General features: G+C 70.6%; 22 protein-coding genes. 15 read left to right on the top strand and 7 right to left on the bottom strand.

Going from position 1 to position 26,579, the window contains the following annotated elements:
• The 3 genes from KILIM_RS24015 to KILIM_RS11720 all read left to right on the top strand — a co-directional run.
• Positions 1-897, top strand: an 897-nt coding sequence (locus KILIM_RS24015; RefSeq protein ID WP_006592905.1) for a DNA repair protein RecN, incomplete at its 5' end; no start/stop codon positions are given.
• 22 nt (positions 898-919) lie between these two features.
• The gene (gene pyrG, locus KILIM_RS11725) at positions 920-2,638 is read left to right on the top strand and encodes a CTP synthase (RefSeq protein ID WP_006592904.1); all 1,719 of its coding nucleotides are present in this window, start codon (positions 920-922) and stop codon (positions 2,636-2,638) included.
• Positions 2,635-3,312: an NUDIX domain-containing protein gene (locus KILIM_RS11720; RefSeq protein WP_006592903.1), complete on the top strand. Its 678-nt coding sequence runs from the start codon at positions 2,635-2,637 to the stop codon at positions 3,310-3,312. Before pyrG ends, KILIM_RS11720 begins: the two co-directional genes overlap by 4 nt.
• A 49-nt stretch (positions 3,313-3,361) precedes the next feature.
• Here the strand turns inward: KILIM_RS11720 and KILIM_RS24010 are convergent, their stop codons facing one another.
• Entirely contained in the window at positions 3,362-4,102 is a 741-nt protein-coding gene (locus KILIM_RS24010) for a CueP family metal-binding protein (protein ID WP_006592902.1), read from the bottom strand.
• A gap of 129 nt (positions 4,103-4,231) precedes the next feature.
• Here KILIM_RS24010 and KILIM_RS11710 point away from each other — a divergent pair, with 129 nt between their 5' ends.
• Both KILIM_RS11710 and KILIM_RS11705 read left to right on the top strand, forming a co-directional pair.
• Positions 4,232-4,849, top strand: coding sequence for a GNAT family N-acetyltransferase (locus KILIM_RS11710; protein ID WP_006592901.1), 618 nt, complete (start codon positions 4,232-4,234; stop codon positions 4,847-4,849).
• Positions 4,846-5,307, top strand: coding sequence for a YchJ family protein (locus KILIM_RS11705; protein WP_006592900.1), 462 nt, complete (start codon positions 4,846-4,848; stop codon positions 5,305-5,307). The genes KILIM_RS11710 and KILIM_RS11705 overlap by 4 nt, the downstream gene beginning before the upstream one ends.
• Before the next feature lie 62 nt (positions 5,308-5,369).
• On the opposite strand, the gene KILIM_RS22405 is transcribed toward KILIM_RS11705, so the two are convergent.
• The gene (locus KILIM_RS22405) at positions 5,370-6,302 is read right to left on the bottom strand and encodes an alpha/beta fold hydrolase (RefSeq protein ID WP_006592899.1); all 933 of its coding nucleotides are present in this window, start codon (positions 6,300-6,302) and stop codon (positions 5,370-5,372) included.
• A gap of 254 nt (positions 6,303-6,556) precedes the next feature.
• Between KILIM_RS22405 and KILIM_RS11695 the strand changes: the two genes are divergently transcribed.
• The 7 genes from KILIM_RS11695 (at position 6,557) to KILIM_RS11665 (ending at position 15,315) form a co-directional block, all read left to right on the top strand.
• Positions 6,557-7,576, top strand: a complete 1,020-nt coding sequence (locus KILIM_RS11695) for an acyl-CoA thioester hydrolase/BAAT C-terminal domain-containing protein (RefSeq protein WP_083876112.1) — start codon at positions 6,557-6,559, stop codon at positions 7,574-7,576.
• Between the two features lie 157 nt (positions 7,577-7,733).
• Positions 7,734-9,566 carry an aspartate--tRNA ligase gene (gene aspS, locus KILIM_RS11690; protein WP_006592897.1) on the top strand — a complete coding sequence of 611 codons (1,833 nt, stop codon included), beginning with the start codon at positions 7,734-7,736 and terminating at the stop codon, positions 9,564-9,566.
• Positions 9,566-10,228 carry an HAD-IA family hydrolase gene (locus KILIM_RS11685; RefSeq protein ID WP_006592896.1) on the top strand — a complete coding sequence of 221 codons (663 nt, stop codon included), beginning with the start codon at positions 9,566-9,568 and terminating at the stop codon, positions 10,226-10,228. Before aspS ends, KILIM_RS11685 begins: the two co-directional genes overlap by 1 nt.
• An 8-nt stretch (positions 10,229-10,236) precedes the next feature.
• Positions 10,237-11,208, top strand: coding sequence for an AEC family transporter (locus KILIM_RS11680; RefSeq protein ID WP_006592895.1), 972 nt, complete (start codon positions 10,237-10,239; stop codon positions 11,206-11,208).
• Positions 11,209-11,504: 296 nt separating this feature from the next.
• Positions 11,505-12,680, top strand: a complete 1,176-nt coding sequence (locus KILIM_RS11675; protein WP_006592894.1) for a hypothetical protein — start codon at positions 11,505-11,507, stop codon at positions 12,678-12,680.
• An 803-nt stretch (positions 12,681-13,483) separates the two neighbouring features.
• Positions 13,484-14,917, top strand: coding sequence for a replication-associated recombination protein A (locus KILIM_RS11670; protein WP_006592893.1), 1,434 nt, complete (start codon positions 13,484-13,486; stop codon positions 14,915-14,917).
• 146 nt (positions 14,918-15,063) lie between these two features.
• Positions 15,064-15,315: a hypothetical protein gene (locus KILIM_RS11665; protein ID WP_006592892.1), complete on the top strand. Its 252-nt coding sequence runs from the start codon at positions 15,064-15,066 to the stop codon at positions 15,313-15,315.
• 106 nt (positions 15,316-15,421) lie between these two features.
• Here the strand turns inward: KILIM_RS11665 and KILIM_RS11660 are convergent, their stop codons facing one another.
• From KILIM_RS11660 to KILIM_RS11640, 5 genes are all read right to left on the bottom strand, one after another.
• Entirely contained in the window at positions 15,422-16,450 is a 1,029-nt protein-coding gene (locus tag KILIM_RS11660) for an ABC transporter ATP-binding protein (protein WP_040563104.1), read from the bottom strand.
• Positions 16,447-17,526, bottom strand: coding sequence for an ABC transporter ATP-binding protein (locus tag KILIM_RS11655; protein WP_006592890.1), 1,080 nt, complete (start codon positions 17,524-17,526; stop codon positions 16,447-16,449). Before KILIM_RS11655 ends, KILIM_RS11660 begins: the two co-directional genes overlap by 4 nt.
• Positions 17,527-17,536: 10 nt before the next feature.
• Complete coding sequence (locus KILIM_RS11650) at positions 17,537-18,550, bottom strand: ABC transporter permease (RefSeq protein WP_006592889.1); 1,014 nt, start codon at positions 18,548-18,550, stop codon at positions 17,537-17,539.
• Between the two features lie 124 nt (positions 18,551-18,674).
• A complete protein-coding gene (locus KILIM_RS11645; protein WP_006592888.1) occupies positions 18,675-20,414 on the bottom strand; it encodes an ABC transporter substrate-binding protein in 1,740 nt (579 codons plus the stop codon).
• 119 nt (positions 20,415-20,533) lie between these two features.
• The gene (locus KILIM_RS11640; RefSeq protein WP_006592887.1) at positions 20,534-21,577 is read right to left on the bottom strand and encodes an ABC transporter permease; all 1,044 of its coding nucleotides are present in this window, start codon (positions 21,575-21,577) and stop codon (positions 20,534-20,536) included.
• Positions 21,578-21,929: 352 nt separating this feature from the next.
• Between KILIM_RS11640 and alaS the strand changes: the two genes are divergently transcribed.
• Genes alaS through mltG form a run of 3 tightly spaced genes read left to right on the top strand, consistent with a single transcriptional unit; the run spans position 21,930 to position 26,579 of the window.
• The gene (alaS, locus tag KILIM_RS11635) at positions 21,930-24,632 is read left to right on the top strand and encodes an alanine--tRNA ligase (RefSeq protein WP_006592886.1); all 2,703 of its coding nucleotides are present in this window, start codon (positions 21,930-21,932) and stop codon (positions 24,630-24,632) included.
• A gap of 4 nt (positions 24,633-24,636) precedes the next feature.
• On the top strand, positions 24,637-25,155 hold the full coding sequence (gene ruvX, locus KILIM_RS11630) for a Holliday junction resolvase RuvX (RefSeq protein ID WP_006592885.1): 519 nt from the start codon (positions 24,637-24,639) through the stop codon (positions 25,153-25,155).
• Positions 25,152-26,579: an endolytic transglycosylase MltG gene (gene mltG, locus KILIM_RS11625; RefSeq protein WP_006592884.1), complete on the top strand. Its 1,428-nt coding sequence runs from the start codon at positions 25,152-25,154 to the stop codon at positions 26,577-26,579. Before ruvX ends, mltG begins: the two co-directional genes overlap by 4 nt.

The raw sequence follows: 26,579 nt of genomic DNA, 5'->3' as shown, positions 1-26,579 counted from the left end.
CGCCACGGCCCCACCACGGCCGACGTGCTGGCTTGGGGTGAGCAGGCGGCGCAGCGACTGGCCGAGCTGGCGGGGGCGGCGCAGCGGGGCGAAGAGGTGCAGCGCGAGCTGGCCGAGTCGCGGCTGCGGCTGCGGGCCCGCGCCGACGAGCTCACCGCCGCCCGGGCGCAGGCTGCGCACCGGCTCGCCGTCGCCGTCACCGCCGAGCTCGCCCAGCTGGCAATGCCGAACGCCCGCGTGCACGTGACCGTCGAGCCGACGCAGCGACCCGGCCCGCACGGCGCTGAGACGGTGCAGATCGCCCTGGCCGCCAACCCCGGCAGTCCCGCCCGCAGCGTCGCCAAGGCCGCCTCGGGCGGTGAGCTGAGCCGCATCATGCTGGCCCTGGAGGTCGTCATCGCCCAGGCCGCAGCGGCGCGGCGCGAGAGCGGCTGCGGCGGGGTCGGCACGTTCGTCTTCGACGAGGTAGACGCCGGCGTGGGTGGGCGCGCGGCCCTGGCCATCGGGCAGCGCCTGGCCGCCCTCGCCCGTCACACCCAGGTCGTCGTCGTCACCCACCTGCCGCAGGTCGCGGCCTTCGCCGACCGGCACCTGGTCGTGCACAAGGCGGTCGACGGGCACGTGACCGCCTCCGGGGTGCACCCCGTCGAGGCCGACGAGCGACTGGCCGAGCTGGCCCGGATGATGGCGGGCACCGACTCCGCCCTGGCCCGCGAGCACGCCGCCGCGCTCCTGCGCGAGGCGGCCGGCCGCGTCGATAACACCGCTGTGGGTGTCGATGCGCAACCCCGCGAGCACGCCACCCGCAGCGCCAACCACCTACAGGCCGTGCCGGATTCGACGTCCATCCCCCGTGGCCGTGCCCGACGTGGCGGACGCGTCGCCGCATCGGCCTGAGAATGACGTAAGCTTCAAGCCCGTGGTGCAGACGAAACACATCTTCGTGACCGGCGGCGTCGCTTCCTCTCTCGGTAAGGGCCTGACCGCTTCCAGCCTCGGCCTTCTCCTGCGCGCGCGCGGCCTTCGCGTGACCATGCAGAAGCTCGATCCCTACCTCAACGTCGACCCCGGCACCATGAACCCGTTTCAGCACGGAGAAGTCTTCGTGACCGACGACGGCGCCGAAACCGACCTCGACATCGGCCACTACGAGCGCTTCCTCGACGTCCCGTTGTCCGCCCAGGCCAACGTGACGACCGGGCAGGTGTACAGCCGCGTCATCGCCAAAGAGCGCCGCGGCGAGTATCTGGGCGACACCGTGCAGGTCATCCCGCACATCACCAACGAGATCAAGGAGCGGATGCGCGAGCAGGCCACTCCGGTGCCGGGCCGAGCCGATCAGGTGCCCGACGTCATCATCACCGAGATCGGCGGCACCGTCGGCGACATCGAGTCGCTGCCCTTTCTTGAGGCCGCGCGGCAGGTGCGCCACGACCTCGGCCGCGACAACTGCTTCTTCCTGCACGTCTCGCTTGTGCCGTACCTGGCGCCCAGCGGCGAGCTGAAGACCAAGCCCACGCAGCACTCCGTCGCGGCGCTGCGCCAGGTCGGCATCCAGCCCGACGCGCTCGTGCTGCGCGCCGACCGCGACATCCCTGCGGGGCTCAAGCGCAAGATCGCGCTGGCCTGCGACGTCGACGTCGAGGGGACGATCGCCTGCCCGGACGCGCCCTCGATCTACGACATCCCGAAGGTCATCCACGGCGAGGGCCTGGACGCCTACGTCGTGCGCCGCCTCGGCCTGAGCTTCCGCGACGTCGACTGGAGCGACTGGGACCGGCTGCTGCGGCGCGTGCACGACCCCGCGCACGAGGTCGAGATCGCGCTCGTCGGCAAGTACATCGACCTGCCCGACGCCTACCTGTCGGTCACCGAGGCGATGCGCGCCGGGGGCTTCCACCACGACGCCAAGGTCCGCATCCGCTGGGTCGCCTCCGACGACTGCCAGACCCCCGACGGCGCCCAGGAGGCGCTCGGCGGGGTCGACGCGGTGCTCGTCCCCGGCGGATTCGGAGTGCGCGGCATCGAGGGCAAGCTCGGCGCGCTGACGTGGGCCCGCACCCACCAGGTGCCGACCTTGGGCATCTGCCTGGGCCTGCAATGCATGGTCATCGAGTTCGCCCGCGAAGTCGCCGGACTGCCGGGCGCCAGCTCGAGCGAGTTCGACCCCGACACCACCGAGCCGGTCATCGCGACGATGGCCGAGCAGAAGGAGTTCGTCGAGGGCGCCGGCGACCTCGGCGGCACGATGCGTCTCGGCTCGTATCCGGCCAAGCTGGCTCGCGGCTCGGTCGTCGCCCAGACCTACGGGCGCACCAACGTGCACGAGCGGCACCGGCACCGCTACGAGGTCAACAATGCCTACCGCGACCGGCTCACCGAAGCCGGGATGTCGTTCTCCGGCACCTCGCCCGACGGGCGGCTCGTGGAGTTCGTCGAGCTACCCGAAGACGTGCACCCCTACTACGTCGCCACGCAGGCACACCCGGAGTTCCTCTCCCGGCCGCACCACGCGCACCCGCTGTTCGCGGGCCTGGTCGAGGCGGCCCTCGACCGGCAGCGCGCCGGGCGGCTCGTGGAGGTCGAGCGCGAGAACCGGCCCGCGACCGACGACAGCTTCATCGAGGCGGGGGCGTGAGCAGCGGCCTGGACGCACCGACGCTGCCCGGGCACGAGCTCGTCGACCGGCACGACCCGCGCCCGGTGCGCCGCCGCGAGGTGCCCTTCACCGGGATGGTGTGGGCCGTGCAGCGCGACACCTTCGACCTGGGGGAGGGTGGCGTCGTCACCCGCGAGTACCTCGAGCACCCCGGCGCCGTCATCACGGCCCCGTACCGCGAGGTGCAGGGTCGGCCGCAGCTGCTGTTCATCCAGCAGTATCGGCATCCGGTGGGCACCTACGAGTGGGAGCTGCCCGCGGGGCTGCTCGACGTCGCGGGTGAGGACCCGCACGCCGCGGCCATCCGCGAGCTCGCCGAGGAGGTCGACCTCACCGCCGCCCAGTGGCACGTCGTGGCCGACTTCTACGCCTCTCCGGGCGGCATGAACGAGGCGCTGCGCATCTACCTCGCGCGCGACCTGGCCGCGGTGCCGCCGGAGCAGCGGCACCAGCGGGAGGCCGAGGAGCTGGGCATGCCGACGGCCTGGGTCGACCTGGAGGACGCCGTCGCCGCCGCCCTCTCGGGTCGTATCAACAACGCCGGCGTGGTCGTCGGCGTGCTGGCCGTCGAGGCGGCCCGCGCCCGCGGCTTTGCCACCCTGCGCGCCGCCGACGTGCCCTGGCCGCAGCACCCGAGCAACCAGGCCCGCTGAGAGCCGCTCGCCCAGAGCTGCCCGCCGAGAGCCGCTCGCTGAAATCCGTTCAGGCGAGCCTGGTCGTCGTGATGCAGGTGGCGTCCTGCGCGCCGGTGCGGATGGGCTGTGTCGCGGTCTTACCGGCGTGGGTGACGGTCAGGCTCGCCTCGATGTCGCGCGGCAGCCACACCCCGACGAAGCCGTTGTCGAAGGTCGTCGTGTTCTCCTCGACGAGCACCGTGCCATCGGATGCGGTGACCGTGACCTGCACCGGCTGGTTACGCAGCTCGCCCAGGCAGGTCGTGAGGCTGTGGAAGTGGCAGTCGTGGGTCTGGGAGACGTACGGCGCAACCGAGAGGTAGAAGGTGGCGTCCCCCTCGATCGGCAGGGAGATCGGCTCTGTGGCCGCGCCGGCCGAACGCGGCGACAACAGCAGCGCGTCGGGCCGCACCGAGGCCATCAGGTCGGCCGCGCGATCGTCGACGGCGGTGGCGTCGAGCTTCTCGATGATCTGGCGCGCGCTCAAACCCTGGAGCCCGTGCTCGGCCAGCAGGCCGTCGGCGGGAGTCTGGGCTGCGGTCGGCGCGGTGGCTGCAGTCGGCGCGGTGGCTGCGGTCGGCGCGGTGGCTGCGGTCGGCGCGGTGGCTGCGGTCGGCGCGGTGCCTGCGGTCGGCGCCGTCGCTGCGGTCGGCTGGGCCGGGCTGGTCGCCTGTTCCCCCGGGGATCCGCAGGCACCCAGCGTCAGGCTCAGCGCGGCGGTCAGGCTCAGCGCGGCGGTCAGAGACAGGGCGGTGCGGCGCGGCGTCATGTGGCAGATCCTAGGGACGTGAGTCTGCCGCGCCACAGACCGAAGTCCCCCGTCCCCAGCCGATGTCGGCGCTAGGGCCCGGGATGTCAGGCTGGGCGGGGCAGCAGTACACCGACGATCGGAGAGCACGTGAACGAGGGCACGATCATCCGGGCAGAACAGACACACGAGCGGGCCGCGGTGCTCGACCTGGTCGCGGCAGCCTTCGTCGATGACGGACTCGTGGCTCGCGTCGTGCAGGCCCTGGACGACTCCGGCGACGCCCCGCCCGGGCTGTCGCTGGTCGCCGTCGCACCGCAGGGCCGCGGAGGCGAGGCGGGGACCGTGGTGGGCCACGTCCTGGGGAGCCGGGCCCTGCTCGATGCGCGGCAACGCCTGGTGGAGGCCGTGGTGCTGGGGCCGCTGTCCGTCACCGAGAGTGCCCGCGGCCAGGGGATCGGCGGGCGACTCATCGAGGCTCTCGTGCAAGCGGCGGCCGCGGCGGGCTATCCGGCGGTCTTCCTCGAGGGCGATCCCGGTTTCTACTCCCGGTTCGGGTTCGCGGCGGCCGAGCCGCTGGGCTTTCGGCGCCCGAGCCTGCGCATCCCGGCACCGGCCTTCCAGGTGCGCCTGCTGCCCGGCCACGAAGCCTGGATGAGCGGCACCCTCGTCTACCCGCGGGCCTTCTGGGATCACGATTCGGTCGGCCTCCGGGACCCCGACCTGGCTCAGATCGAGCAGGCCCTGGGCGCTGGGGAGGAGCGATGACCGGCGCCTTCGGCCAGGTCGGCGCCTTCGGTCAGGCCGGCGCATTCGGCCAGGTCGGCGCCACCGGTCGCCCCTGCCCGTGCGGCGCTCCCGCGACCTACGACGCCTGCTGCGGCCCGCTGCACCGGGGCGCCGAGCACGCCGACACCGCCGAGCAGCTCATGCGCAGCCGGTACAGCGCTTTCGCCGTCGGGGAGTCCGACTACCTGCTGCGCACCTGGCACCCGCGCACCCGACCCGCGTCCCTGACCCTCGATCCGCGGCGTCGGTGGACCGGTCTCGACGTGCGCTCGACCCAGGCCGGTGAGGCTGGCAGCGACGCCGGGGTCGTCAGCTACCGGGTGCGGTCGGTGGCGCCCGACGGCACTCCCGGCGGCTTCAGCGAAACGGCTCGCTTCGCGCGACGCGGCCGCCGCTGGGTCTACGTCGACGGCGACATCACCTCCGGCCGCTCCTAGCTACGACCGGGCGATCGCGCGCAGCGCGTCACCCTCAGCGCGTCACCCCCAGCCGGTCACTGCTAGCAGCCGGCCGCGGCCTGCGCCCGGTCGGAGCGGCGGCGGTAGTCGTCCAGCGGCACGACGCCGCGCCCACGGCGGTGCTTGGCTCCTGCGGTGTCGGTGGCCACGGCCAGCCCGGGAGTCAGGAACGCCTCGATGAGGGCGGCGGACTCCGCGGCTTGATCCATGAGCAGCAGGTGACCGGCCCCGGGCAGAATCTCCAGGTGGGCGTCGGGCAGCAGCGCGGCGATGAGCCGGGCGTTGGCCAGCGGCACCACGTGGTCCTCGTCGCCGGTGATGACCAGCGTCGGGGCCCGCAGAGCCCACAGCCACGGCAGCACGGGCCACAAGCTCATCGCGACGGCCTGGCCGAGGAAGCTGATGGGGTCCGGCGGAGCCGCCTCGATCGCCTTCTCGTACGCGTCGAGCGCCGCCTCGTCGCGGGCCACGACGCCCCCGTAGGCCTTACGCGCATAGGCGCGGCACATCGCCTGCGCTGGGGTCTGGTGTCCCAAGACCACGAGGTTGGAGATCGGGTCGCTGGGGATGCCCAGCGTGCCGTATACCGAGGAGACCAGGATCTGGCGACGCACGAGGTCGGGTCGCGTGAGGGCGATGTGCTGCGCGATGGCGCCGCCGAAGCTGTAGCCCAGCACGTCGGCCTTGGTGACGCCGCGGTCGCGCAGGATGTTCGTGGCCATGCGGCTCAGGGTCGGCACCAGCAGCGTCGGGTAGGTCGCGGGCGAACCGCCCATGCCGGGCTGATCGAAGGCAATGACCCGGCGCGACTGCGCGAGCAGTGTGATGAGCGAGTCGAGTACCTCGAGGTTGGCTGCGGCCCCGTTGACGATGAGCAGCGCCTCGGTGTCTTTGGGGCCGGCGTCGCGGACGCGCAGCGGGTGGCCGCAGACGGTCATCATGGTGATCGAGGGGTCGCTGGTGGCGCTAGGCATGCGGCATCCTCCGGGGTTGGGAGTGTCAGGGTGGGTCCTGATGCGCATCCTGCACGCGGCAACAAGGCCAGACGAACCATGTTACCGCCTAGTCACTTAGAGCCTCATGCGCCCACGGAAGATCGAACACGGTACTGTGATACAAGTCACCTTTAGGGGATACGGTTCGTGGCCGGAAGGTCGTAAAAGACCGCTCAATCCCTATTGCCGTAGTGTGAAAGCCGAACGCGACGTTTTCAGGGGGCGTACCGCCGATGACCACCCCACCCGCTCCCGGGCAGCCGTCGCGTCGGCGCTGGCCCCGTCGCCTAGGCATCGGCTGTCTCGGTGTGCTCGTCATCGCCCTCGTCGCGGGCGTCGCGTTGTGGTTCGCCAAGCCCTGGGCCCCCGATGTCGTGGTCGTCGATCCCGGCCCTGGCGGCACCCGCGTCACCGACCAGGGGCTGCTGGCCAATTACTACCCCGTTCCGGGGTCGGCCGCCCCGGGCATCCTGCTGCTCGGGGGGTCCGAGGGTGGCATCTCGGTCTACGCCGACCAGCAGGCGCAGCTGCTGCGCGACGAGGGCTACTCCACCCTCGCGCTCTCCTACTTCGGCGGGCCCGACCAGCCCGCGGCCATGGAGTCGCTGCCGTTGGAGACGTTCGACACCGCCCTGGCCTACCTCGCGGCGCAGCCGCAGGTCGACCGCGACCGGATGGGCGTCATCGGCAGCTCCAAGGGCGGTGAAGCGAGCCTGCTCGTCGCCTCACGACACCCGGAGCTCAAGTCCGTCGTGGGGATGGTGCCCAGCAGCGTCGTCTGGCAGGGCATGGACCTGCAGCAGCCGTGGCGGATGGTCTCGATCGGGTCGACCTGGAGCGCCGACGGTCAGCAGGTGCCGTACCTGCCGTTCGGCGACTTCCGCGGCGGCGACCTCGTCCAGCTGTACCAGGCCGGATTGGACCAGCTGGCCCAACACCAGGATGCGATCATTCCGATCGAGAACGCCGGCGCGCCGATCCTGCTGGTGTGCGGCGAGAGCGACACCATGTGGCCCTCCTGCGAGATGTCGCGCCAGGTCGCCGACCGCGCCCAAGCCAACGGCGGACCCGAGGTGACCGTGCTCGCCTACGCCGACGCCGGGCACTTCGCCGCCGGCCCGCCCGTCTCTACCGACAACGACTTCTACAACTCCCTCGGCGAGTACGGCGGGTCCGTGGCCGGCAACGCTGCCGCCCGCGCCGAGAACTGGCCGCAGATCCTGGCCTACCTGCAGCGCACCCTGGGCAGCTGAGCCGTCGACCGTCGCGCGGCGCGCCGACAGGGGTTGAAGCGAAAGGGATTGCGGGCGCGGGCCGGCCCCTTCGTAGGATGGACGAGGCTGCCGGGCAGGTGGCCGACGATCCGCCCGCACCCCGCACCGTCTATGCGGGGGCAAGAAAGGAATATCCGTGCTCCGAACGCACTCTGCCGGCACGCTGCGTGCCGAGAACACCGGCCAGCAGGTCACCCTGACCGGATGGGTGGCCCGCCGCCGCGATCACGGGGGAGTCGCCTTCATCGACCTGCGGGACGCTTCCGGCGTGGTCCAGGTCGTGGCCCGCGACGAGGTGCTCACCGGCGCGGCGCACGACCTGCGCAACGAATACTGCATCAAGGTGCTCGGCGAGGTCGCCCCGCGGGACGAGAAAGACATCAACCCCAACCTGCCGACCGGCCAGGTCGATGTCGTCGCCTCGAGCATCGAGGTGCTCAGCGCCAGCGCGCCCCTGCCGTTCCAGATCGACGAGCGCGTCAACGTCGGTGAGGAGGCCCGCCTCAAGCACCGCTACCTCGACCTGCGCCGCCCCGGCGCCCAGTCCGCCGGCACCGCGATCCGCCTGCGCAGCAAGGTCAACCAGGCCGCGCGCCGGGTGCTCGACGCCCGCGACTTCGTCGAGATCGAGACTCCGACACTGACCCGCTCCACCCCGGAGGGCGCCCGCGACTTTCTCGTGCCCGCGCGCCTCGCGCCGGGCAGCTGGTACGCCCTGCCGCAGAGCCCGCAGCTGTTCAAGCAGCTGCTCATGGTCGCCGGTATGGAGCGCTACTACCAGATCGCCCGCTGCTACCGCGACGAGGACTTTCGCGCCGACCGGCAGCCGGAGTTCACCCAGCTCGACATCGAGATGAGCTTCGTCGAGCAGGACGACGTGCTCGAGCTCGGCGAGGCCCTCGTCAAGGAGATCTGGCAGCTCATCGGCGTCGACCTGAGCGCCCCGTTCCCGCGGCTGACCTACGCCGACGCGATGGCCCGGTACGGCACCGACAAGCCCGACCTGCGCTTCGGCAATGAGCTCGTGGACTGCACGGAGTTCTTCAAGGACACCCCGTTCCGGGTGTTCCAGGCCGAGTACGTCGGCGCGGTCGTCATGCCCGGCGGCGCCAGCCAGCCGCGCCGCAGCCTTGACGGGTGGCAGGAGTTCGCCCGTCAGCGCGGCCACAAGGGCCTCGCGTACGTGCTCGTCGGCGACGACGGTGAGCTCGGCGGCCCGGTCGCCAAGAACCTCTCGGAGGCCGAGCGCGCAGGCCTGGCCGCGCACGTCGGCGCCCAGCCCGGCGACTGCGTGTTCTTCGGCGCCGGCCCGGCCAAGGCGGCTCGCGGTCTGCTCGGCGCGGCCCGCCTGGAGATCGGTAAGCGCTGCGGGCTCATCGACGAGAGCGCCTGGAGCTTCTTGTGGGTGCTCGACGCCCCGCTGTTCGAGCCGGCCGCTGACGCTCGCGCCGCCGGTGACGTCGCCGTCGGTGGCGGCGCCTGGACCGCCGTGCACCACGCCTTCACCTCGCCGAAGGCCGAGTTCGTCGACACCTTCGACACCGACCCGGGCCCCGCGCTGGCCTACGCCTACGACATGGTCTGCAACGGCAACGAGATCGGCGGCGGCTCGATCCGTATCCACCGCCGCGACGTGCAGGAGCGTGTGTTCAAGGTGATGGGCCTGAGCGAGGAGCAGGCGCAGGAGAAGTTCGGCTTCCTGCTCGAGGCGTTCGCCTTCGGCGCGCCGCCGCACGGTGGGATCGCGTTCGGCTGGGACCGGATCGTCATGCTGCTGGGTGGCTTCGAGTCGATCCGCGACGTCATCGCGTTCCCCAAGTCCGGCGGCGGCTACGACCCGCTGACCGACGCTCCGGCTCCGATCACGCCGGAGCAGCGTAAGGAGGCCGGCGTCGACGCCAAACCGGACCCCAAGGACGCGGCCAAGGGCACGCAGGACACCTCCGCTGCGGCACCGAAGCAGAGTTGATGGCCGCGAACTCGCCGCTGGGTGCCTCGGATCGTCGGGGCGCCCAGCCGGGCGAGCCGGTCGCTGCCGTGCTCTTCGACTGCGACGGGGTGCTCCAGTACGCCAAGGACGGCTGGTTCGAGCGGCTGGAGGAGCTGAACGAAGGCTTCGACTTCCACCTCCTCGAGGAGATGTGGGCCGTGGAGAGGCCGGCGTTGCGCGGTGAGGTGTCGCTGCGGGAGGCGGTCGAGGATCTCGTGGCGAGGCGCGGGCTGCCGCCGGACCAGGTGGACCTCATCGCGTCGCTGTGGGACAACATCCGCATCGACCCCGCTGCCTGGCAGGTCGTCCGCGACGTGCGGGCTGCTGGCTCCCAGGCCTACCTGGCGACCAATCAGCTCGACTACCGGCGCGACCTCATGCTCGAGCTGGGGTACGCCGACCTCGTCGACGGCACCTACTTCTCCTGCGACGTCGGGGCGGCCAAGCCGGACGCCGCCTACTTCGAGGCCATCCTGGCGGACCTGGGATTGCCGGCCCAGCGAGTGGTGTTCGTCGACGACGTCGAGGCCAATGTCGAGGCGGCCGCGACGTGCGGGATCGTGGCGGTGCGTCATGAGCCCTCGGCGGGCTCCGGTGACCTGCGCCAACTCCTGGCGTCCGCGGGCGTGCGGGGAGTCTGACCAGGGGCGTGCTCGCGATCCTGTCGGTGACGTTCCCGTTCTTCGCCCTGATCGGGATCGGGTACCTCGCGGCACGCACCGGGGCCCTGCCGGTCGCTGCGGTCCCCGGGCTCAACGTGTTCGTGCTCTACTTCGCGCTGACCGCGATGTTGTACCAACTGGGTGCAGCAACCCCGATCCGGCAGCTGCTGGATCCGGCGGTGCTGGGCCTGTGGCTTGTGGCGGGCTTGGCGGTGCTGGCGATCGCCGCCGCGACCGCGCGACGCAGCGGGCGTGGCTGGCTGGACAGCGCCTTCGGTGGTCTCATCGCCGCGTTGCCGAACTCCGGGTTCATGGGGGTGCCGCTGCTGCTCGCGCTGGTGGGGCAGGAGGCCGCCGGCCCGATCAGCGCCAGTCTGCTGGTGGACATCGTGCTCATCCAGTCGATCGCCATCGCCCTGGCGCACTTCGGTGACCGCGGCAGCAGCAGCCTCACGACTCAGGTGATCGCTTCGTTGGGGCGCGTGGTGCGCAATCCGCTGCCGTGGGCCATCATGCTGGGCGCTCTGGCCGGGTGGGCGCAGGTGAGTCTGCCGGCTCCGGTCGATGCGGTCGTGACCATGCTGGCGGCGGCGGCGACGCCGGTGGCACTGTTCACGATCGGTGCCGTGCTGGCGCGCGAGCGCGGCGGGTCGACCCCGGGCCGCGTGCGCACCGGGGTGCGCGCCTTCGGCGACGCCTACTGGCTCGCCGGGTTGAAGCTGTTCGTACACCCGTTGCTGGTCTGGGTGCTGGGTCTTGGCATGCAGGCGGTCGGCATCGCGCTGTCGCCGACGGCCCACCTCGTGCTCATCCTGACCGCGGCCCTGCCCGCCGCCGCCAATGTCGCTGTCCTGGCCGAGCGATATGGGGCGAACAGTGCGCGCGTCGCCCGCGTCATCCTCATCTCGACGGTCCTGAGCTACCTGACGTTCACCGCCGCGGCTGCCCTGAGCAGTTGAGGCCTGGTCGCGCTCGGGCGCCGCGAACCGCCGCCTCGTCTGAGGCTGGATCGACGTGGATTGTTTTGCGCTGCAACAGCTTCGCGTGTTGTGCTTGCTTTGCACACGGTTCTCGGTCACTCTCGAAACTGGGTGTTGCGGATCACCGACTTCCATGCACCAGGGCTGTCCCCGTCCTGGTCGATCGACTCGATGTCAGCGTCCGTCCACGGACGAACGTCGTCATCGGATGCTCGGGTTTCGCGACCGACAGATGACCCGCGCAGCGCGGGTTGACACCACACACAGGGGACATCATGAACAATCTCAACCGGACCGCCATGTGGGTACCGATCGTTGCCGGCTGCCTCATCGCGGCCTCCGCCGCTCCGGCCGGCGCCATGACCCTCCCGCAGCGGACCGACCAGTCGTCTCAGACCAGTAGCGCGACGGCGACAGAGACAGCCGCGCAGACCGCCGCCACCAAGCGCGGCGGCAAGAGCAGGCAGCCGGTGCGGGCGCAGCGCGCCACGGCAGCGCCGGTGTACGAGCTCAAGGCGTTGCACGCCAAGGTGCCCGGCACGACCGGCGGCTGGAGTAGCAACGCGGCGGGGATGTCGAGCAACGGCCTGGTCGTGGGGACGGCCTTCGGGGCCAGTGCCGACGGTCAGTCGCGCACCGGCGTGTTCGTCGCGGACCGCAACGGCGTTCGGCGCTGGGCCACCGCGTCGGCCCGCTCCGGCTGCACCCTCGACAGCGGGGTCGACGTCACCAGCGGCGGCGCCGTGCTCGGCTTCGCGACCTGCGGGCAGCAATCGCAGGTGTCGGTCGTCGTCGACACCCGCGGACAGGTCCGGCGCCTGCCCGTTCCCCGCGGACTGGTCGGCCTGCCCGAGGCCATCAACGATCGCGGCGACGTCATCGGCCGGGTCGTCTCGAACGACCGCGGGTCCACCAACCGCAACCGGGCCTATTGGCCGGCCGGCGGCGGGGTCGTCGTGCACGATGCCAAGGCCGACTTCGGCGCCAGTTGGGGCCTGTCGAACACCGGAGTCGTCGTGGGCAACGCGAGCGGCAAGGCCGCCTGGTCGCGAGGGTCGGCCGCCCTCGACAAGTCCGTCGGCGCCGCCTCCGTGACGGCCTACGGCGGCGGGATCTCGCCCAATGGCGCCAACGTGGTGGCCAACCGCGGCGGCGAGAGCGTGCTGCTGCCGTGGGGCCAAGCCGCGCGTCCGCTCGTACCGGCTGCCCAGCGCTTCCAGGCCGAGCAGATCAACGACTCCGGTCGGGTGCTCGGGTCGCTGCTCGACGCGGGCAACGGGCCCGGCATCGTGCAGGGCGGCGTGCTCTACAACCTCAAGGACATCGCCCGCGGCGTCCCTGCCGGCTCAGTGCTGCTGCACCGCGATCTGGCCGGTAACGGCGACGTCTCGACGGACCTGATCTCCGCCGACTGGTCGACGACCGAGGCCGCGATCCTCGTCGCCCGCTGACGCCCGGCCCACTCGCCGACGGTTGCGCTCCCTGCCGAGGCATGCGGTTGCGACCGCGCCCGCCGGCAGGGGGCGCAACCGTCGCGTGCGGTGGCCGGAGGTGGTCGGCGTCGGCCACGTCGTCGAGCGAGACGAGGTTGGCTTCGCCGGGTTGGCGGGGTGGCGCGGTCGTCGTCCACATCCACTCCCAGTCGCCACCGCCGTCGAACGCGAACAGTTGCGCCACCGCGGCCCGCTCGTCGTATGGGGCGGTGATCGACGTGATGCCGTGTTGGCGCGTGATGTCCCTGTCGCGCAGCAGGGTCAGCAACTCGAGCACGCGCGGTCCCCAGGCCGTCAGGCTCGGTGCCCGCCGCGCCGAGGCGCGCACGTAGGCGACGGCACCCTCGCCGGCGGTGGCTTCGCCGGTCCTGTCCAGGGCCCAACCACGCAGGCGCGTGCCGGGATCCAGGCGGGCAAACGTGTCGCCGCCGCAGGCCTGAAGTAACTGCGCGCGCGACGCCAAGGGCCGCAGGGCAGGTCTCGTGGCACCCTGCGCACCGTCGGTCTCGTGGTGCCCGGCGCTCACCGGTGACGGCGTGGGGATGGAGTCGGCACCGGCACATCGTGGCATGGGCCCACCCGCCGCGGGCCGGAGCCGACCGCGCCAGTGAGGTGCTGCTCGCCGACCGTTGCGCTCCCTGCCTTCGGGCGCGGTCGCAACCGCATGCCTCGGCAGCGAGCGCGACCGTCGGCGACGGCATGGAACACCACGGTCGGCGCAGGCGGGCGGGCTTGTCGGGGGTGGCGTCTAGCCTGACGGGGTGAGTGACCTTTTCGCTGCGGCCCGGGCCGATCGCGGGCCCGACGACGCCCGGGGTGACGCCGCCGACGAGCCCGGGCAGGGCGACATCCGGCCACCGCTGGCGGTGCGGATGCGGCCCACCACCGTCGAGGAGGTCCGCGGCCAGCGCGACGTGCTGCGGCCCGGGAGCCCGTTGCGGCGCCTCATCGAGGGATCCGGTGGGGCCGCCGGGCCGCTGTCGGCCATCATCTGGGGTCCGCCCGGCACCGGTAAGACGACACTCGCGCACCTCGTCGCGACTGCGGCCGGGCGCCGGTTCGTCGAACTGTCCGCCGTGACCGCGGGCGTCAAAGACGTGCGGGCGGTCATGGACGCCGCCGCCCGCGACCGCGACCTCTACGGCCGCGCCACCGTGCTCTTCCTCGACGAGATCCACCGCTTCTCCAAGGCCCAGCAGGACGCGCTGCTGCCCGGCGTCGAGAACCGGCTCGTCATCCTCGTCGCCGCGACGACCGAGAACCCCAGCTTCTCGATCATCGCGCCGCTGCTCTCGCGCTCCATGCTCATCACCCTGACGTCGCTGACCGACGACGAGGTCGCCGACGTGCTGACCGCCGCGCTCACCGACGACCGCGGGCTGGCCGGCGCCTATCGGCTGACCGAGCAGGCGACTGCGCATCTCGTGCGGATGGCCGGCGGCGACGCGCGACGCGCGCTGACGTCCCTCGAGGCCGCGGCCGGGGTGGCCGCTGACGCCCGCGCCGCTGGACTCGGGCTGCCCGAGCGCGACGACCCGCAAGACATCGAGCTGGCCCACGCCGAACAGGCGGTCGCCCAGGCCGCCGTGCGCTACGACCGCGCCGGCGGTCAGCACTACGACGTCGCCAGCGCGTTCATCAAATCGATGCGCGGCTCCGACGTCGACGCAGCCCTGCACTACCTGGCGCGGATGCTGGAGGCGGGGGAGGACCCGCGGTTCATCGCCCGCCGCATCGTCATCTCCGCCAGCGAAGAGATCGCGATGGCTGATCCGACGGCCTTGCAGACCGCCGTCGCCGCGATGCACGCGGTCGCGCAGATCGGGATGCCCGAGGCGCGCATCATCCTGGCCCAGGCCGTGGTGCACAACTGCCTGGCTCCGAAGTCGAACGCCTCCTACCTGGCGATCGGCCAGGCCATCGCCGACGTGCGCGCCGGTAAGGGCGCCGCCGTGCCGCCACCGTTGCGCGGCACCGCGCGCTCCCGCGCCGCGGGCTCGGCCACCCGGGCCGTCGGCAAGCCCGAGGACTACATCTACGCCCATGACGAGCCCGACTCCGTCGCCACCCAGCAGTACCTGCCCGATGACCTGCTCGACGCCGACTACTACCACCCCAAGGAGCGCGGCTTCGAGGCCCGGATGGTCGAGCGGTGGGCCTGGCTACGCGGCCGCCTGCGCGGGCGCGGCAGCTGAGCGGGCGCGAAATCACTTGGGGCACAACAAGACAGGCCGCGCTGCGACACGCCGTGCCGATGGGTAATGCCGCTGATCAGGGGCTCGGCCCAGCATGCTGCCACTGAGGAAAGAAACGCTGAGGGGGGAGAAAGGGGTGAGAGTCGATGAGCGTCAATTCTCCGGTAGCCGGGCTGCGTGAGGCGTCGTCCCTGGCGGCGGCCGTGACCGCAACAGCGACCCGGCCTGGGCGCGAGCTCGCGCCGACCCGGGTCGCCACACGGGCCGAACGCCGACCGGGCGCGCACCGCGACCCGGCCGGCACCTTCTGGCGCACGACCATGCACGAGTTCGTCTTCTTCGTGACGTTCGGCGCCGTCCGACCGTGGCGCGGCACCCGGGCGACCGTGCGCACGTAGCCGCCACTCACCAGACCCGACGGTCCGTGGCCAGACGACGCGGACACGAGACAGGGCGCGCCCCCGATGGTCCCGGGAGCGCGCCCTGTCTCGTGTGTCGCGGCGATCAGCCGGCGGTCGGCAGCGTCGGGAAGTGGCAGGCGACCTCGTGCCCGGGCACGGTCTCGCGCTGCAGCGGCACCTCGCCCCGGCAGCGCGCCCCTTGCGACTCCGACAACTCGGTGCGCAGCTTCGGGCAGCGTGTGTGAAAGACGCAGCCCGACGGCGGGTTGATCGGCGAGGGCAGATCACCGGTCAGCAGAATGCGCTCCTTGCGGTCCTCCTTGCGCGGATCGGGGATCGGCACGGCCGACAGGAGCGCCTGCGTGTAGGGGTGCTGCGGGGCCTCGTACAGCTCGTCGCGGCCGGCGATCTCCATGATCTTGCCCAGGTACATGACGGCCACCCGGTCGGCGATGTGCCGCACCACCGACAGGTCGTGCGCGACGAACACGTAGGTCAGCTTGAACTCGTCCTGCAGGTCCTCCAGCAGGTTGACGACCTGCGCCTGGATCGACACGTCGAGCGCCGACACCGGCTCGTCGGCCACGATGATCCGCGGCTGCAGCGCGATTGCCCGGGCCACCCCGATGCGTTGGCGCTGCCCGCCGGAGAACTCGTGCGGGTAGCGGTTGTAGTGCTCGGGGTTGAGCCCGACCCGCTCCAGCAGCCCCTCGACGGTCTTCTTCACGCCGCCGGGCGGCTTGATGCCCTGGATGGCGAACGGTGCCCCGACGATCGTCCCGATCGTGTGCCGCGGGTTCAGCGAGCCGTAGGGGTCCTGGAAGATCATCTGCATCTGCGTACGCAGCCCGCGCAGCCGCGACCCCTTGGCGCCCGTGATGTCTTCCCCGCGGTAGGTGATGCGCCCGGCGGTCGGCGGCATGAGCTGCAGCAGCGTGCGCCCCGCCGTCGACTTGCCGCAGCCGGACTCACCGACGATGCCCAGCGTCTCCCCCTCGTGCAGGGCGAAGGAGATGCCGTCGACCGCCTTGACCGGGTCGGCGGCCCGCCGGATGATGCCTTGGGTCTTCAACGGAAAGTGCTTCTTGAGGTCGTCGACGGCGAACAGCACGTCATTCGATGGAGTGCTCATAGAAGTGGCCTCACCGTGTCCTGGAACGTCGTGCGGCGCTCGTGCGCGGGGATGAGACAGCGCACGGGGTGGGTCGAGTCGACGTCGAACGGCGGCTCTTGGGCAAAGCAACCCAAGTCGGTCGACGCGTAGTCACACCGCGGATTGAAGGCGCACCCGGTGGGGACATTGATGAGCGACGGGGGATTGCCCCGGATCGGGCGCAGCCGCGTCTGGCGCTCCTGATCCATGCGGGGCATCGACGACAGCAGTCCCCAGGTGTAGGGGTGTTCGGGCTGATAGAAGAGCGTCTGCGCCGCGGCCCGCTCGACCGCGCGCCCTGCGTACATGACGAGGATGTCGTCGGCCATCTGGGCGACCACTCCCAGGTCGTGGGTGATGATGATGATCGCCGACCCGAACTCGCGCTGTAGGTCCATGAGCAGGTCGAGAATCTGCGCCTGGACGGTGACGTCGAGTGCCGTCGTCGGTTCGTCGGCGATGATGAGCCGCGGATTGTTGATGAGCGCCATGGCGATCATCGCGCGTTGGCGCATACCACCGGAGAATTCGTGCGGGTACTGATCGAAGCGCTTCGCCGGATGGGGAATGCCCACCCGGTCGAGCATCTCGATCGTCAACTGCTTGGCCGCCGCCTTGGACATGTCGTGATGCACGAGCACGCCTTCGGCGATTTGATTGCCGATCGTGTAGTAGGGGTGCAGCGAGGACAGCGGGTCTTGAAAGACCATCGCCACCTCTTCGCCGCGCAACCGACGCAGGTCGGCCTCCGACATCGTCATCAGGTCGCGCCCGCCGAGCAGAATGCGCCCCGACAGCTTCGCGCGGCTGCCGCGGTGCAGGCCCATGATCGCCTGGCTCGTCACCGACTTGCCCGACCCCGATTCGCCGACGATGCCGAGGGTCTTGCCGGCCTCGACCTCGAAAGTCAGGCCGTCGACGGATTTGACGAGCCCGTCCTCGGTGGGAAAGTGCACCCGCAGGTCCTCCACGACGAGCAGCGGCCCGTCGTGCGACCGGTCGTCGTGCGCCCGAGCCGACTCCGCCTGCCGGCGGCGTTGCATGATCGATGACACGCTGTCCTCCTCAGGAGACCTTGACGCGCGGGTCGATGACCGCGTACAGCACGTCGACGATGATGTTGGCGGTGATGACGAACGCCGCGAGCAGCACCACGATCCCGACGGTGACCGGCAGGTCGTAGGTCGTGGCCGCCTGCACCGCGAGCTTGCCGAGACCGTCGTAGTTGAAGACGTTCTCGGTGATGATCGCGCCGCCGAGCACATTGGCCAGGTCGAGTCCTGCGATGGTCGCCAGCGGCGTCAGGGCTGCCCGCATCGTGTGCTTGAACAGGATGGTGCGGCGGGGGACGCCCTTCGCGCGGGCCGTGCGCAGGTAGTCCTCGCTCAGCGACTCCAGCACGAAGGCCCGCGTCAGGCGCACATAGCCGGCCATGTAGAACAGCGCCAGCGTCAACCCCGGCAGGAACAACCCGAGCGCCCACGCAATGGGGTTGCTCGCCAACGGCGTGTACACCGGATACGGCGTCAGCTGCCATTTCAGTGCGACGTACTGCAGCAGGAACAGCCCGATGAAGAAGGTGGGAAAGGCGTACACGATGAGGGCGGCGCCGACGATGATCTTGTCGGCGAATTTGCCCTTGCGTAACGCCGCGATGATGCCACCGCCGACGCCACCGAGAATCCACATGATGAAGGCCGCCAACGCCAGCGACGCCGAGACGGGGATCTTCTGTTTGAGGATGTCGGTGACATTCGCGCTCGACTGCGGCGAATAGCCCAGGCAGGGCGCCGGGCACTCGGCGATGGTCTCCGGCGCGCTGCGCTTGAGCTCGGGATCGTTGGGAAACTCGCGCCCGACGAAGATGCCTCGCACGAAGTTGCCCCATTGCACGAGGACCGGTTGGTCGAAGCCGAGCGCCTTGCGGTTCTGCTCGATGAGCGCGGGCGAGCAGTTCTTGCCGCACGTGAACCGGGCTGGGTCGGCGGGCGAGGCGAAGAACAGCAGGAACGTCACGAGGCTCATGACGAACAACATGACGACGCCGACGAAAACCCGGCGCACGATGAAGGCGAACAATGTCAGCTCCTGCGAACGATGGCGAGCCGATGGATGGGACGAAGCCGCGGACCTGTCGGGGCCCGTCGCGGCCCGGCGGCGCCCGGTGGCAGGTGGCCACCGGGCGCCGGACCGAGGGACCTGGTCAGCTCTTGACGCCGATCGCGCCGAGGTCGGGGTACATGCTCACGGCCGGGTTGTTGACGTAGCCGGTGATGTTGGAGCCGTACACGAAGTAGAACTTCTGCACGCCCAGCGGGATGTAGGCGACGTCCTTACCCAACTGCGTGTCCGCCTCCACGAGCTTGGCGGCCTGCGCGGTCACATCGGACTGCGCGGCGGCCTCGTCGAAGAGCTTGTTGACGGCATCGGACTTGTAGTTGCCGTAGTCCTGCCCGTTCGACTTCGGGGTGAGGTTGATGCGCGAGTCGAACAGCGCCGGGATGACCGTGGACATCGACGGCCAGTCCGCGCCCCAGCCGCCCCAGTAGACGTCGGAGTCCTTGGCCGGGTTCTGAATGACGTCGTAGTACGTGTCCGACAGCGGCTCCAGCGTCGTATTGAAGCCGGCCGCGTCCCACGTCTGCTTCAGCGCCGCTGCCGCGTTGTCGGTCGTCGGCGTGCCGCCGCTGTACGTGTACTTCAACGGGTACGGCATCTGCACCCCGGCCTCGGTGAGCAACGCCTTCGCGGCCGCCGGGTCGCCCTGCGGGTTGCCACCGTAGGCCGGGTTGGCGTGGTACCCGATGAGGCTGGGGTTGACGATCGACTGAGCGTCGGCGTACGCCTTGTCGCCGCCGTTGGCCTCCTGATAGGCCTTCTTGTTCGTGGCGAGCAACAGTGCCTGGCGGACCTTCGGGTCCTTGATCCGGTTGAAGTTCGGCAGCAGGTAGTCGACGTACGGCGACTCGGGGTTGGCCGAGCGCTCCGCGACCGGGCCCTGCACCTGGGAGTAGAACGCCGGGGGCAGGCGCCGGTCCGAGACCGCATTCTTGTCGTCGCCGCTGTCGGAGATGAGGCGCTGCGCGACGACCTCGTCCGTCAGGCCCTCGGTGAAGACGATCTTGTCCGGCAGCGCCTTACGCACGCCGTCGGTCGCCGGGTCGTACTGGTCGTTGCGCACGAACGTGCCGCCGGAGCCCTTCTGCCAGGTGCCGTCGAGCTTGTACGGGCCGTTGGCGAAGACCGCGTAGTTCGACTTGTCGCCCTTGTCCTGGTCGGCGCGGTAGGGGTCGAACACCCGCAGGGAGGCGATCGCCAGCGGGAAGTCCGGCCACGGCTTGTTGAAGTGGTACGTGATCGTCTTGCCGGAGCAGGTGACGGCCTTGTCGAAGTCGGCCTGGCCGGCCTTCTTGTAGGGGCCGTTGTAGGCCGGCAGCCCGTCGCTGCCCTTGGGGACGTCGAGCAGACCGAGGGCGTAGTTCGGGCCACCGGTGATGATGTCGGTGGCGAACGAGCGCGCGAGGCCGTACTTGACGTCATCACACGTGACGTCTTTGCCGTCCTGCCAGCGCACGCCGTCCTTGAGGGTGAAGCTCCATTGCTTGCCGCCCTGTTCGGACTTGCCGGTGTCGGTCGCGAGGTCGGGGACCGGGGTGGAGGCCTGCTTGGCGTCCTCGGTGACGGGGAACTGCACCAGGCTGCGGTAGACGAGTCGGCCCATGTTCGACAGGTCGCGACCGATGTACATGCGCTGGGGGTCCAGGTGCTCGGCGTTGCGCTTGGTGAGGTAGTTCAGCGTGCCGCCCTTGCCCCCGGCTTCACCGGACTGCGCCGTGCCGCCGCCACCTCCGGCGTCGCTGGTCGAGCCGCCGCCGCAGGCGGCGAGAGGAAGGGTGATGGCCGCGGCGGCAAGTAGAGCGAAGACCCGGGTGTTCTTAGGCACTGCATTCTCCTTTGTCGTCGTCGCACCGCGGTTGCGGGCGACTCTTAGTGCGCGGATGCGCGCCAAGCAGGTGGTTGCTTTTCGGTATTACGGCCCCGCGGGGCCCGTTTCGGTGGAGCTCACCGGGAGGCTCGCGGGTCCAGCGCGTCGCGCAGGCCGTCGCCGAGCAGGTTGAAGGCGAGCACGATGATCGCGATCGTGGCCGCGGGCGTGAAGAAGAACAGGGGGGCCGCCGTGGAGTACACGACGGAGCTGGTCAAGACGTTGCCCAGCGTGGGAGTCGGCGGCTTGATGCCGACTCCGAGGAAGGAGAGTGCCGCCTCCGCGGAGACGAACTGCGGTAGGTAGAGGCTGAAGTACACGAGCACGGGCGCCCACAGGTTAGGGAGCAACTCGCGGAACCAGATGCGCGGGTTGCGCGCGCCGAGACTGCGGGCGGCCTCGACGAACTCGCGTTCGCGCAGCGAGAGCACCTGCCCGCGCACGATGCGGGCGAAGGCCGGCCACTGGAAGAGCGAGAGGAACAGGATGATGTAGAGGCCGTTGGCGGGTGCTCCGTCCGGCACCCCGAAGCTGACAAGCACCCCGACGAACATCGCCGACAGCGCGATGAGCATGAGGGTCTGGGGGAAGGAGAGGATCATGTCGATGATCCGGCTGATCCAGAAGTCGATGGCCCCGCCGGCGAAGCCGCTGATGATGCCGATGATCGTGCCGACGATGATCGTCAGCAGCGAGGCGGAGAGCGCGATGGTCAGGGAGAAGGAGACGCCGAGCATCACCCGTGAGAAGACATCGCGCCCGGTCTGCGGCTCGACGCCGAACGGGTGGGCCCGACTCACTCCACCCGCCGCGTTCGGCAGGCCACCGGTCGCGCCGTCGATGAGCTCCGGGTGGAAGTCGTACGGGTCGAGTACGCCCCATGCCGTGAGCAGCGGGGCCAGGATCGCGATGAGCACCGCGAGGGCCGCGACCCCGCCCATGACCATCGTCGCCTTGTCGCGCCGCAGCCGCCGCCACGCCAATTGCCAGGGAGTGCGGCCCTGCACGTCCTTGCCCGCCGGCGGAGGTGGAGTGGACGGGTCGCCCCCGTCGAGACCGGCGCCCGGAATCAGGCTTGCCGACGGCAAACCGACTCGGGTGGTCGGATGTTCCATCGCCATGTAGCGCATCTCCTGACTTCGAGTCGTTCTTGCCGCTTCGACTGCACAATGTGCTTGGTGAAGCGGGTGACGAAACAGTAAGTCGGCCCACGGCGGTTAGCTAACGATGCTGTGCAGGCGTGGCCGGATCGTGACGGCGTCCTCAGGTGGCACTCATCCTTGGTGGTCAGGGCCGAGCGCCGCGTGCCGCGGAGAGCGGGGCGGGGCCGACGCGTCATACTGGAGCCTGCGTGCCCTGCACCACGCTGCGTGCCTGCGGCACGACTACCTGTGCGTGCTTGCGGCGCAACTACATTCACGCGCCTTAGGCGCCAATCACCTGTCCGAGCAGAGCAAAGGACGCGACGTACTCATGGAAACCGCCGAGATCAGGCGCCGCTGGCTGGCCTTCTTCGAGAGCAAGGGCCACACGGTCGTACCGAGCGCACCCCTGTTGTACGACGACCCCAACCTGCTCTTCGTCAATGCCGGCATGGTGCCCTTCAAGCCGTACTTCCTCGGCCAGGAGACCCCGCCGTACCACCGCGCCACCTCGGTGCAGAAGTGCGTGCGCACCCAGGACATCGAGGAGGTCGGCAAGACCTCCCGGCACGGCACGTTCTTCCAGATGAACGGCAACTTCAGCTTCGGCGACTACTTCAAGGCCGGCGCGATCGAGTTCGCCTGGGAGCTGCTGACGACCCACCAGGGCGCCGGTGGCTACGGGCTGGAGCCCGACAAGCTGTGGGTCACCGTCTACGAGGACGACGACGAGGCCGCCGACCTGTGGGTGCAGCTCACCGGCATCGACCGCGGGCGGATCGTGCGCCGCGACCGCGCCGACAACTACTGGTCGATGGGCGTGCCCGGCCCCGGCGGCCCGTGCAGCGAGATCTACGTCGACCGCGGTCCCGAGTACGGCCCCGACGGCGGCCCGGCCGTCGACGAGGACCGGTTCATGGAGATTTGGAACCTCGTGTTCATGCAGCACGAGCTGTCCGCCGTGCGCTCCAAGACCGACTTCGACATCCGCGGCGACCTGCCGAACAAGAACATCGACACCGGCATGGGTCTGGAGCGCATCGCCAGCATCCTGCAGGGCGTCGACAACATGTATGAGATCGACGAGGTCTACCCGGTGCTCGAGCGCGCGGCCGACCTCGCCGGCAAGCGCTACGGCATCCACTCCGCGCAGGACGCCGGGCACTCCCATCCCGACGACGTGCGGCTGCGGGTCGTGGCCGATCACGTGCGCAGCTCCCTCATGCTCATCGGCGACGGCGTGACCCCCGGCAACGAGGGCCGCGGCTACGTGCTGCGCCGCATGCTCCGTCGCGCCGTGCGCTCCATGCGCCTGCTCGGCGTCGAGCAGCCGAGCCTGCCCGAGCTGCTGCCGGTGAGCTTGGAGCGCATGTCGCGCTCCTACCCCGAGCTGGGGCGCGACTGGTCGCGGATCAGCTCGATCGCCTACGCCGAAGAGGACGCCTTTCGGCGCACGCTGGCCTCCGGCACGACGATCCTGGACACCGCGGTCGCCAAGGCGAAGGGCTCGGGGCAGCAGCGGCTGGGCGGCGACGACGCGTTCGCGCTGCACGACACCTACGGCTTCCCCATCGATCTGACTCTGGAGATGGCGGCCGAGCAAGGTCTGGCCGTCGACGAGGAGGGCTTCCGCAAGCTCATGACGGAGCAGCGGGAGCGGGCCAAGGCCGACGCCAAGATCAAGAAGCAGGGGCACACCGACACCCACTCGTATCGCGACCTGGCGGACGTGCTCGGCAAACCGGTCGACTTCACCGGGTACCTGCAGGTGGAGGGCAGCGGGCGGGTCGCCGGCATGCTCGTCGACGGCGTTCCCGCCGATCGGGCGGGCGAGGGCGACGAGGTCGAACTCGTTCTCGACGCCACCCCGTTCTACGCCGAGGGCGGTGGCCAGCTGGCCGACCACGGTCTCATCCGGGTCGGCGGCGGGCTCGTCGACGTCTTCGACGTGCAGAAGCCGATCACGGGACTGATCGTGCACAAGGGCCGCGTCGCCGCCGGCGAGATCGGGGTCGGGGATGTCGCCGAGTCGAGCATCGACGTGGCCCGGCGCCGCTCGGTCTCGCGGTCGCACACCGCGACCCACGTGCTGCACCAGGCGCTGCGCGACGCGCTGAGCTCCACGGCGACGCAGGCCGGGTCCGAGAATTCACCCGGCCGGCTGCGGTTCGACTTCAGCTGGAGCAAGCCGGTGCCGGCCAGCACGTTCGCCGAGATCGAGCAGCACATCAATCAGGTGCTGCTCGACGATCTGCCGGTGGGCGCCCAGGTGATGGACCGCAAGTCGGCCCTGGAGTCCGGCGCGCTGGCGATGTTCGGGGAGAAGTACGGCCAGGAGGTGCGGGTCGTCTCCATCGGCGACTGGAGCAAGGAGCTGTGCGGTGGCACGCACGCCCAGCGGGTCGGGCAGCTCGGCATCGTCAAGCTGCTCGGCGAGTCCTCGATCGGCTCCGGGGTGCGCCGCGTGGAGGCCCTCGTGGGACTCGACGCCTACGACCACCTGAGCACCGAGAGCCTCATCGTCAGCCGCCTGGCCGACACGCTCAAGGCCCGTCCCGACGAGCTCGCGGGCCGGGTCGAGACGCTCGTGACGCGCCTGCGCGACGCGGAGAAGGAGATCGCTGCGATCAAGGCCGCGCAGGTGCTCTCCGGCGCCGCGGGCCTCGTCGACAACGCCAAGAACCTCGGCGACACGCGCGTCGTCACCGCGGACGCCGGTGAGGTCGGCGGCGACGACCTGCGCAAGCTCGTGCTCGACGTGCGCGGACGCCTCGGCGACGCGACACCCGCGGTGGTCGCCGTGGCGGGGGTCGCCAAGGGGCGCCCCTCGATCGTCGTGGCCACCAACGGCCCGGCCCGCGACGCCGGCGTGCGCGCCGGTGACCTGGTCAAGGCCGCCGCGGGCGTGCTTGGCGGTGGTGGCGGCGGCAAGCCCGACCTGGCCCAGGGCGGTGGCACCGACCCGGCGAAGGTGGCGGACGCGCTCGCCGAGATCGAGAACCGCCTCGGCGTTCCGGCCGGCGCCGGGGGCTGAGCAGGTGCGACGCGGCATCCGGGTCGGCGTCGACGTCGGCGCCGCCCGGGTCGGCGTGGCCCTCAGCGACCCCGACGGGCTGATCGCTACGCCGTGGGCCAGCCTGCCCGCACAGGACGATCCGGTCGGCGCGCTCGTCGACCTGGTGGCCCACCAGGAAGCGATCGAGGTCGTCGTCGGCCTGCCCCGCAGCCTCTCTGGACAGGAGGGGCCGGCGGCCGCGACGGCTCGTGCGTTCGCCGCCGACCTGCGACGCGAGGTGCCTGCGGCGGTGTCGGTCAGGGTTTTCGACGAGCGGCTTAGTACTGTGCAAGCACATCGGGCACTGCACGCCAGCGGACGTCCGGGACGCCGACACCGCGAGGTCGTCGATCAGGTGGCCGCCGTGACCATCCTGCAGACGGCCCTTGAGGCCGAACGCGTCTCGGGGCAGCCGGCGGGGGAGAGCGTCGGACGTCGTAGACCGCGGCACACCCGAGCAGCGCCGGACACCGGCAAGAGAATCGAAGGAGATCCGGGATGAGCAACGAGCCCCCTTCCCGACGCCCCGGCGCGTCTGGCGACTGGGACGCGGATGCACCGGACGCCTGGGACGAGCCAGAGGTCGTCCGCGCCTCCGATCAGCACGGTCGCCAGGCCCGCGAGGACGCCGGCCCGGACCTTGAACACGGGGTCGACCAGGGTGGCGACCACTCTGGTGACCACGATGACCGCGGTCTCGAGCGCGGCCCTGACCAGCACGACGGCGGCTACGGCTACGAGGATCACGCCGAGTACGACGAGCATGGCCGGTACGACGAGCAGGACGGTCACGGCGAGTACGACGAGCATGGCTACGCGGGCGATGATGCCGGCCACGACGAGCCCCCGTACGACGAGAGCAGCGGTACTGCACGCAAGCCCGTGTGGCGGCGCCTGGTGGTGTTCGCGGTGGCGCTCGCGCTGGTCGTGGGCGGGGTGGCGGTCGGCGTCGGGCTGTTCCGGCCCATTTATCAGCAGTTCACCGCCCCTAAGGACTACGAAGGCGCCGGTCAGGGCCAGGTGGAGGTCGTCGTCGAGCCGGGCGACACGGGCCTGGAGATCGGGCAGCGGCTGCAGCAGGCCGGGGTCGTGCTGACCGCCGGTGCGTTCACCCAGGCGATCCAGGACAACCCCGGTGACGAGCTGCAACCGGGTCACTACGCGCTACGTAAGGAGATGCAGGCCGCCCAGGCGCTCTCCCTCATGCGCAACGAGGGGCGCAACACGACCCGCGTCACGATTCGCGAGGGGCTGTGGAAGAGCGAGGTCTACGCGGAGCTCTCGAAGGTCACGCAGGTGCCCGTCGCCCAGTACCAGGCGGCCGAGAAGCGCATCCAGGACGACCCCTCGATCGTCGGCCTTCCCGAGGCCGCCAAGGGCAATATCGAGGGTTACCTGTTTCCCGCGACCTACGACTTCGACCCCGGCACCGACGCGATCAGCCAGCTGCGGACGATGGTCGCGCACGCGACGAGTCAGCTGCGCTCGCTCAACGTGCCGCCGGCGAACATGGAGCGAGTGATGACGGTCGCCAGCCTCGTCGAGGGCGAGGCCCGCACCGACGAGGACGGGCCGAAGGTCGCCCGCGTCATCGAGAACCGGCTCAAGGCCAACATGCCGCTGCAGATGGACTCGACCGTCAACTACGCCGCGCAGCGCCGCTCCATCACGACCAGCGACGAGGAGCGCGCCGCCACCAGCCCGTACAACACCTACCGCCACCCGGGCCTGCCGCCGGGCCCGATCAACAATCCGGGGGCGAAGTCGATCAACGCGGCGCAGAACCCCGTCGACGGGCCGTGGTTGTACTTCGTGACGGTCGACCCGGGCACCGGTGAGACGGTCTTCACCACGACCCTGGACGAGCACAACGTTCAGGTCCGCCGCTTCCAGCAGTGGTGCCAGGCCAACCCCGGTAAGTGCTGA

It is taken from the genome of Kineosphaera limosa NBRC 100340, assembly GCF_000298215.1.
GTDB classification, from domain to species: domain Bacteria; phylum Actinomycetota; class Actinomycetes; order Actinomycetales; family Dermatophilaceae; genus Kineosphaera; species Kineosphaera limosa.
This window is presented reverse-complemented; position numbering and strand designations above follow the sequence as displayed.